This is a genomic window from Chamaesiphon sp. OTE_8_metabat_110 (assembly GCF_031382685.1).
Lineage (GTDB): Bacteria > Cyanobacteriota > Cyanobacteriia > Cyanobacteriales > Chamaesiphonaceae > Chamaesiphon.
The window spans coordinates 1-6,643 of record NZ_JANMZA010000549.1; the positions used below are offsets into that span (position 1 = coordinate 1).

6 protein-coding genes are annotated in these 6,643 nt (G+C 45.4%); 5 read left to right on the top strand and 1 reads right to left on the bottom strand.

From position 1 onward, the window contains the following. The 3 genes from RMO52_RS19865 to RMO52_RS19875 all read left to right on the top strand — a co-directional run. On the top strand, positions 1–390 hold a 390-nt coding region (locus RMO52_RS19865), incomplete at its 5' end, for an FtsX-like permease family protein (RefSeq protein WP_310417724.1). 23 nt (positions 391–413) lie between these two features. After that, positions 414–1,133, top strand: coding sequence for a DevA family ABC transporter ATP-binding protein (locus RMO52_RS19870; RefSeq protein WP_310417742.1), 720 nt, complete (start codon positions 414–416; stop codon positions 1,131–1,133). 79 nt (positions 1,134–1,212) lie between these two features. Then, positions 1,213–2,640 carry an HlyD family efflux transporter periplasmic adaptor subunit gene (locus RMO52_RS19875; RefSeq protein WP_310417728.1) on the top strand — a complete coding sequence of 476 codons (1,428 nt, stop codon included), beginning with the start codon at positions 1,213–1,215 and terminating at the stop codon, positions 2,638–2,640. Between the two features lie 510 nt (positions 2,641–3,150). Here the strand turns inward: RMO52_RS19875 and RMO52_RS19880 are convergent. After that, complete coding sequence (locus tag RMO52_RS19880) at positions 3,151–3,390, bottom strand: hypothetical protein (protein ID WP_310417731.1); 240 nt, start codon at positions 3,388–3,390, stop codon at positions 3,151–3,153. Positions 3,391–3,453: 63 nt separating this feature from the next. Between RMO52_RS19880 and RMO52_RS19885 the strand changes: the two genes are divergently transcribed. Both RMO52_RS19885 and RMO52_RS19890 read left to right on the top strand, forming a co-directional pair. Then, positions 3,454–4,380, top strand: coding sequence for an AraC family transcriptional regulator (locus RMO52_RS19885; RefSeq protein WP_310417734.1), 927 nt, complete (start codon positions 3,454–3,456; stop codon positions 4,378–4,380). A gap of 392 nt (positions 4,381–4,772) precedes the next feature. Next, positions 4,773–6,643, top strand: a 1,871-nt coding sequence (locus tag RMO52_RS19890; RefSeq protein ID WP_310417739.1) for an anthranilate synthase component I, incomplete at its 3' end; no start/stop codon positions are given.

Sequence of the window (6,643 nt, forward strand, 5' to 3'; positions counted from 1 at the left end):
CAGGAAACTACCCCACTGGGAATCGTGTTCACCTTCGGCACAGTGATGTCATTTATCGTGGGAATGGTCATCGTTTTTCAGATTCTCTCGACTGACGTAAATGAGCACATGGGCGAATATGCGACGTTTAAGGCGATGGGATATCGCGATCGCTTTCTGCTGGCGATCGTGCTAGAACAATCGCTAATTCTGGCATCGCTGGGATTTATCCCTGGTTTAGGACTCGCTCTAGGGCAATACACGCTAATTCAGAACCTCGGTGCGTTGCCAATTGCCATGACCGTGGAGCGGCTGGTGCTGGTTTTTTCACTCACGGTGGCGATGTGTGTAGTCTCAGGTGCGGTGACAACTCGCAGGCTGCAATCTGCCGATCCAGCCGATAATTTTTAGGAGTCAAGATGAAGCAAGTTTCAATGATTGCCCGGAATGCTACAGTTGTTCAGCGTTCAATTACTCCGTCTCCAGTGATTAAAGTCGAGCACTTAAACCACTTTTTTGGCGCAGGCGAACTGAAAAAACAGGTGCTTTTTGACGTCAATCTGGCCATTAATGCTGGCGAAATTATTATCTTGACTGGCCCTTCTGGTTCGGGTAAAACGACGTTATTATCATTGATGGGTGGCTTGCGATCGCCTCAATCCGGCAGTCTGCGGATGTTGAAGACAGAACTAGTCGGTGCGGCAAAAGCAGTGGCAGTCCAGGCACGTCGCTCCTGTGGCTACATCTTTCAGGCACACAATCTCCATACCAGCCTGACTGCTCGAGAGAATGTGATGATGGGGCTAGAAGTCCACGGCACGTATTCGCGATCGGCGCGGCGCGATTTAGCAGTAGACATGCTCAAAGTGGTGGGTTTGGGGGATCGGACTCAATACTATCCAGAAGCTCTTTCTGGCGGTCAAAAACAGCGCGTCGCCATCGCGCGTGCTCTCGTCAGCCGTCCTCAAATCCTGCTAGCCGATGAACCCACCGCCGCACTAGATAAGAAATCGGGGCGCGACGTGGTGGAACTGATGCAAAAGCTGGCAAAAGAACAGGGCTGCACCATCTTGATGGTGACACACGATAACCGCATCTTAGATGTTGCCGATCGCATTATCTACATGGAAGATGGACATTTAATTAATAATTAATAGTTAATAATTAATCATTGAAAATTTGCGATCGATTCACTATCCACTATCCACTATTCACTATTCACTATTCACTACTATGTTGCAAAAATTAGAAAGACAAACCAAACTGAATGTTGGCAATATTGGCAAACAAACACCATTAATGTTAGGAACTATCGTCCTGATGGTCATCGGTGGCAGCGGGATTTATATCCAACAACAGCAAGCAGCACAACAAGCTGAAAAAGCGCAATCGCTCGCCGCCGCCGCAACTAAATCGGTACCAATAACCGTCACAGCATTAGGTAAACTGGCACCCAAAGGGGAAGTCGTCAAGCTGTCTGCACCCACATCAAACGAAGGTGTCAAAATCGATAAGCTATTAGTAGAAGAGGGAGCGACAGTTCGAGCGGGGCAATTAATTGCAATTTTGGATAGTCAAGGACGCTTACAAGCGGCAGTAAATGAAGCTAAAGCCAAAGTTGACGTTGCCCGAGCAAGTCTGGTAAAAGTCAAAGCCGGAGCCACGCAGGGCGAAATTAATGCTCAGAAAGCTACCATCGCTAAACTGCAAGCCGAACAGGGGACGGGTATAGAAGCCCAAAGAGCGACACTTGCTAAAGTAGTAACCGAAACAGCTACTCAAGCCGAAGCTCAAAGAGCGACACTTGCGAAAGTAGTAGCCGAAACAGCTACTCAAACTGAAGCCCAAATCGGAGCCATTGCTGAAGCCCAAGCCGGACTGGTTAACGCTCAAGCTGAGGATACACGTTATGCCGCCCTCTACGAACAGGGTGCGGTTTCTGCTTCTAACGGCGATAGTAAGCGGTTAACGCTCCAAACCGCACAGCAGAAAGTCAATCAGGCGCAAGCAAATTTAAAACGGATTGAATCTACTGGGAAGCAACAACTAGCTGAAGCTCAAGCCAATTTACGCCGGATTGAAACATCGGGACAACAGCAAATCAATGAAGCACGAGCTAATTTGCGCAAGCTTGAGACATCGACGCAGCAACAAGTCAAAGAAAGTCAATTTACCCTCGATAAAATTGCCGAGATCCGTCCGGTAGATGTCATGTCTGCCGAAGCAGAGGTCAAAAGTGCGATCGCCTCGCTAAAACGTGCCGAAGAAAATCTCATTCAAGCTTATATTAAGTCACCTCAAGATGGTCAGATCTTGGAAGTTTTTGCGCGTCCTGGGGAAGTAGTTGGTACTAACGGGATTGCCGATCTCGGTCAAACCAGTCAAATGTATGGCGTGGTAGAAATCTACCAAAATGATGTTAATAAAGTTCGCATCGGACAGAAAGTAACAATTACTAGTAATTCTTTACCTGGTGAATTGCAAGGCACGATCGAGCGAGTTGGCATCCAAGTCAAGCGTCAAAATACGATTAATAGCGATCCAAGTAGTAATATTGACGACCGAGTTGTCGAAGTTCATGTAGCTTTAACGCCAAAATCTAGTCCAATGGCTGCTAAATTTACTAACTTACAAATTCAAGCCACGATCGACCTCAAGTAAGTCGTCATTCCAAATCCGCTTCACAAACCCTTCTTTTACGCTCGAAAACTCACGCAGCCCTCACCCCGCCATCGCCGCTGGCTCTGGCTCCCCTCACCCAAGCTTGGGTGAGGGCAGGGTTCGTAGGTTGTACAAACAAAGATTTGGTATCACTAGCGATCGCTATCTTAGAAAGTATCCATTTAACCTCTGGCGCAAGTCAGAGGTTAACTGTGTTGAGAAGGTAGAGGGTTTCAACGATCGATCTATTTTGTTACGTCATGTTACAGTTGACAGATGACAGATTACCTGTGCTATGTTGTAAGTATAAATTACAAATAATATAATTCTGGCAAAGCAAACTACACGCATCAGACATGAATTGTGGCCGATTTCTGGCTAAAACCAAGCACCGAAATTCAAGAGGTGAGTAGTTGAACTTGCAAGAACAGATTTTAAAATGCGATCGCTCGAATAAACCTTACTTTAGTGGTACCGATGGCGGATTGGCTGCGCCTACCGAATTATTAGCTACATAAATTGAATTAGAAACTGACTCAAACGCCCGCCGACATCCCGGCTGAGAGCTGCTGCCATCGCCCTAGGAACCCGCACCGAGCTGGGCATCCGCACTTGGACGATTGCATTGGTGTGCCCATGCTGGCATTTGGATCCCACAAGCTCTGAGCTTGTATGCTCAACGGGTTGATGCTGTTTTTTAGTTGCTTGGATAAAACCGCCCTGTGACTCTAACTCACGGGGTAGAGTCACGATTCTCATTCTGAGAGGCTACGCCAACGAATTATTATCAATCTCTCAAGCTTAAAATTATAAATGCTATCGAAAATCGAACCACCTAGCCCCATTTTCGGCGATCGAGAAGCGCGCCACCAAGGCGGTAGCGATGCCGATTTTTCACAGTTATTACCCAGAAAACCTTTATTTTCAAGTCAAAAACTAGACTGGGCGGGGACTTTTCTCGAACATCATCACCAGTCTACTTGGGAAACTCCTTACTTCTCTAGTACTTACCACTCAATTATTGTTAATAATAGCCACCAAATCCCGATCGGGCATTGGTCGGGCGATCGTAAGCTACATCAACAGTTTAACAAAGGAGATATTACAATCTTTCCAGCCAATACCCAAAATAAGCAGAGCTGGGATCGAGAATGGGAATTTTTTTTACTGTGTTTAGATCCAAAAGTGATGACTCAAATTGCCTATGAATCGATCGGTACGGAGTCGATCGAAATCCTGCCCTGCTTTGCCATACCCGATCCGCTAATTTACCAATTTTGCCTAGAGCTAATTTCCGAACTGCGAGCGGGTGAATTGTGCTGTCGTCTCTATGTCGAGCATCTCATCGCCGCTCTGTCAATTCACCTGATTCGCCAGTATGCTGTCAAAAATCAGCCGCTCCCAGAACCCAATGGTTTGCCCAAGAGTAAGTTGCAACAGGCGATCTCGTACATTAACGAGCATCTGACCGAAAATTTGTCGCTCAAGGATATTGCCAAGGTAGTAGGGATGAGTCCGTTCTACTTTACTAATTTGTTTAAGCAGTCTACGGGAATGACGGCATATCAGTATGTGATCTACCACCGGATCGAACGAGCAAAACAATTACTACGCACGCAAGAATTATCTATTGCTGAAGTCTCAGAACAAGTTGGGTTTAAGAGTCAGAGCCACTTTACCAATGTTTTTCGCAAGCATACAAATAGAACCCCAAAAATGTATCAGGCAGATACAAAATAGTTGTCAAAATTGGGACTTTAGAGGTTTTCGCAATAATTTGCTACTTTTTCGGGGAAATGTGCAAGACAGAGGCTAGATTTTTTGTAATAGTTGTCTTATGCGTCAATTGTAGTCTAAAGCAAGACAGCAATAAATAATTGAGATCTGCACTAGTTTTTGGTCATCCCTCGTCCCAAAGTAATTACCTAAATGGCAGGGGCGGAAATAACTATTCGCCAGATGCCCGACTTTAGCAAAGTTACTCACCCCCAGTCAAGTCTCAGCAATGATTTTAGATCGCTAGCGCAGTTGACGATCTAACTCGCTCTTCAATCCCATTAATTTTGAAAAAAGATGGAAAACCTTCCAAAAGGTTGAGAGCTAACAAAATTATTTTTTAAGGAGATCGCTACGTGTTTAATCCAAATTGTTACACGACTCAAGGCAAAATCCACGTTTCTCGCTCCAGTAAAGAAATTTCCATAGATTTTGCCATCAAGGAAGTGTTATCTCGGATCGACAGTCAACGGGGCGGGCTATTGACTAGTAATTATGAATATCCCGGACGCTATAAAAAATGGGCGATCGGATTTGTAAATCCTCCGCTAGAAATCAGTACTCGTGAGGATACATTTAGCATCAAAGCTCTCAATCAACGCGGTCTAATCCTGATTTCTTATTTGAGCGATCGAATTGCCAAGTGTCCGGCGTTAGCGATTACAGACCGAGATGCCGAATTGATTACGGGATTTGTCCGTCCCACTACTCAAATATTCACCGAAGAAGAACGCAGCAAGCAACCTTCTGTTTTTAGCTTAATTCGGGAAGTGATGTTTGCGTTTAATAGTAGTGAAGATGAATATTTAGGGTTGTATGGTGCCTTTGGCTATGATTTAGTCTTTCAATTTGAGAAAATGACTAAACAACTGCCGCGATCGACCGATGCACGGGATCTGGTATTATATCTTCCCGATGAATTAACGATCGTCGATTATCAGCGACAACATGCTTTTCAGCTCCAGTACGATTTTGAAATCGATGGACAGACCAATCGAAACCTGCCAAGAACAGGGGAATTTATCGACTATCGAGGCCAACAGTTAGTCTTAACCAAAACCGCCGATCGTGCCCCTGGCGAATATGCAGCTCAAGTAGAAACAGCTTTAGACTATTTTCGGCGCGGAGATTTATTTGAAGTAGTTGCTAGTCAAAGCTTTTATGAAAGTTGCGATACTCCTCCCGTGACTCTGTTTGAGACTTTACAAAAAATCAATCCCAGTCCTTTTAGTTTTATCGTTAATTTAGGAGGAGAATATATCGTTGGTGCTTCGCCGGAAATGTTCGTCCGCGTAGAAGATCGTCGAGTAGAAACCTGTCCGATTAGCGGTACGATTCGTCGTGGTAGCAACTCGATCGAAGATGCGACAAATATTTTAGAGTTACTCAATTCTCGCAAAGATGAATCCGAGTTAACCATGTGTACTGATGTCGATCGCAATGATAAATCGCGGATTTGTGAGCCTGGTTCCGTGCGAGTACTCAGTCGTCGTCAGATCGAATTATACAGTCATTTAATTCACACAGTCGATCACGTTGAAGGAATATTACGCCCTGAATTTGATGCCATTGATGCCTTTTTATCCCACTTATGGGCAGTAACTGTCACTGGCGCACCCAAAAAAGCCGCGATGGAATTTCTCGAACAGCACGAACGCACTGCTCGACATTGGTATGGCGGAGCTGTCGGTTATTTGACCTTTAAAGGGGATTTGAATACCGGGTTAATCCTGAGAACTGTGGAGTTAAAAGATTCGATCGCGCAAGTGCGCGTCGGCGCAACACTGCTTTATGATTCTATTCCCGCAGCCGAAGAAGCGGAAACTTTATTAAAAGGGGCAGCAGCATTCCAAACGCTCAAATCTGCGCGCATTTCAGCCGCTCAAAAAAATCTGCACGCGGTGGTCGAACATCATGCAGACATCAAAAACATGCACATGGTGGTCGAAAGTCATCCAGACATTACCCCAGTTCATCGGCGAGTGCTGTTAATTGATTATGAAGATTCTTTCGTTCACACCTTGGCTAATTATCTGCGTCAGTGCGGTGTCACGGTAACGACCTTGCGACATGGTTTTAGCGAGGAAGTTTTCGACAGGCTTCAGCCAGATTTAGTAGTATTGTCGCCTGGGCCGGGTCAACCGAGCAGTTTTGGGATTACGGCAACGATTCAAGCTTGTGTTAAACGACAAATTCCGATTTTCGGTGTGTGCTTGGGATTACAGAG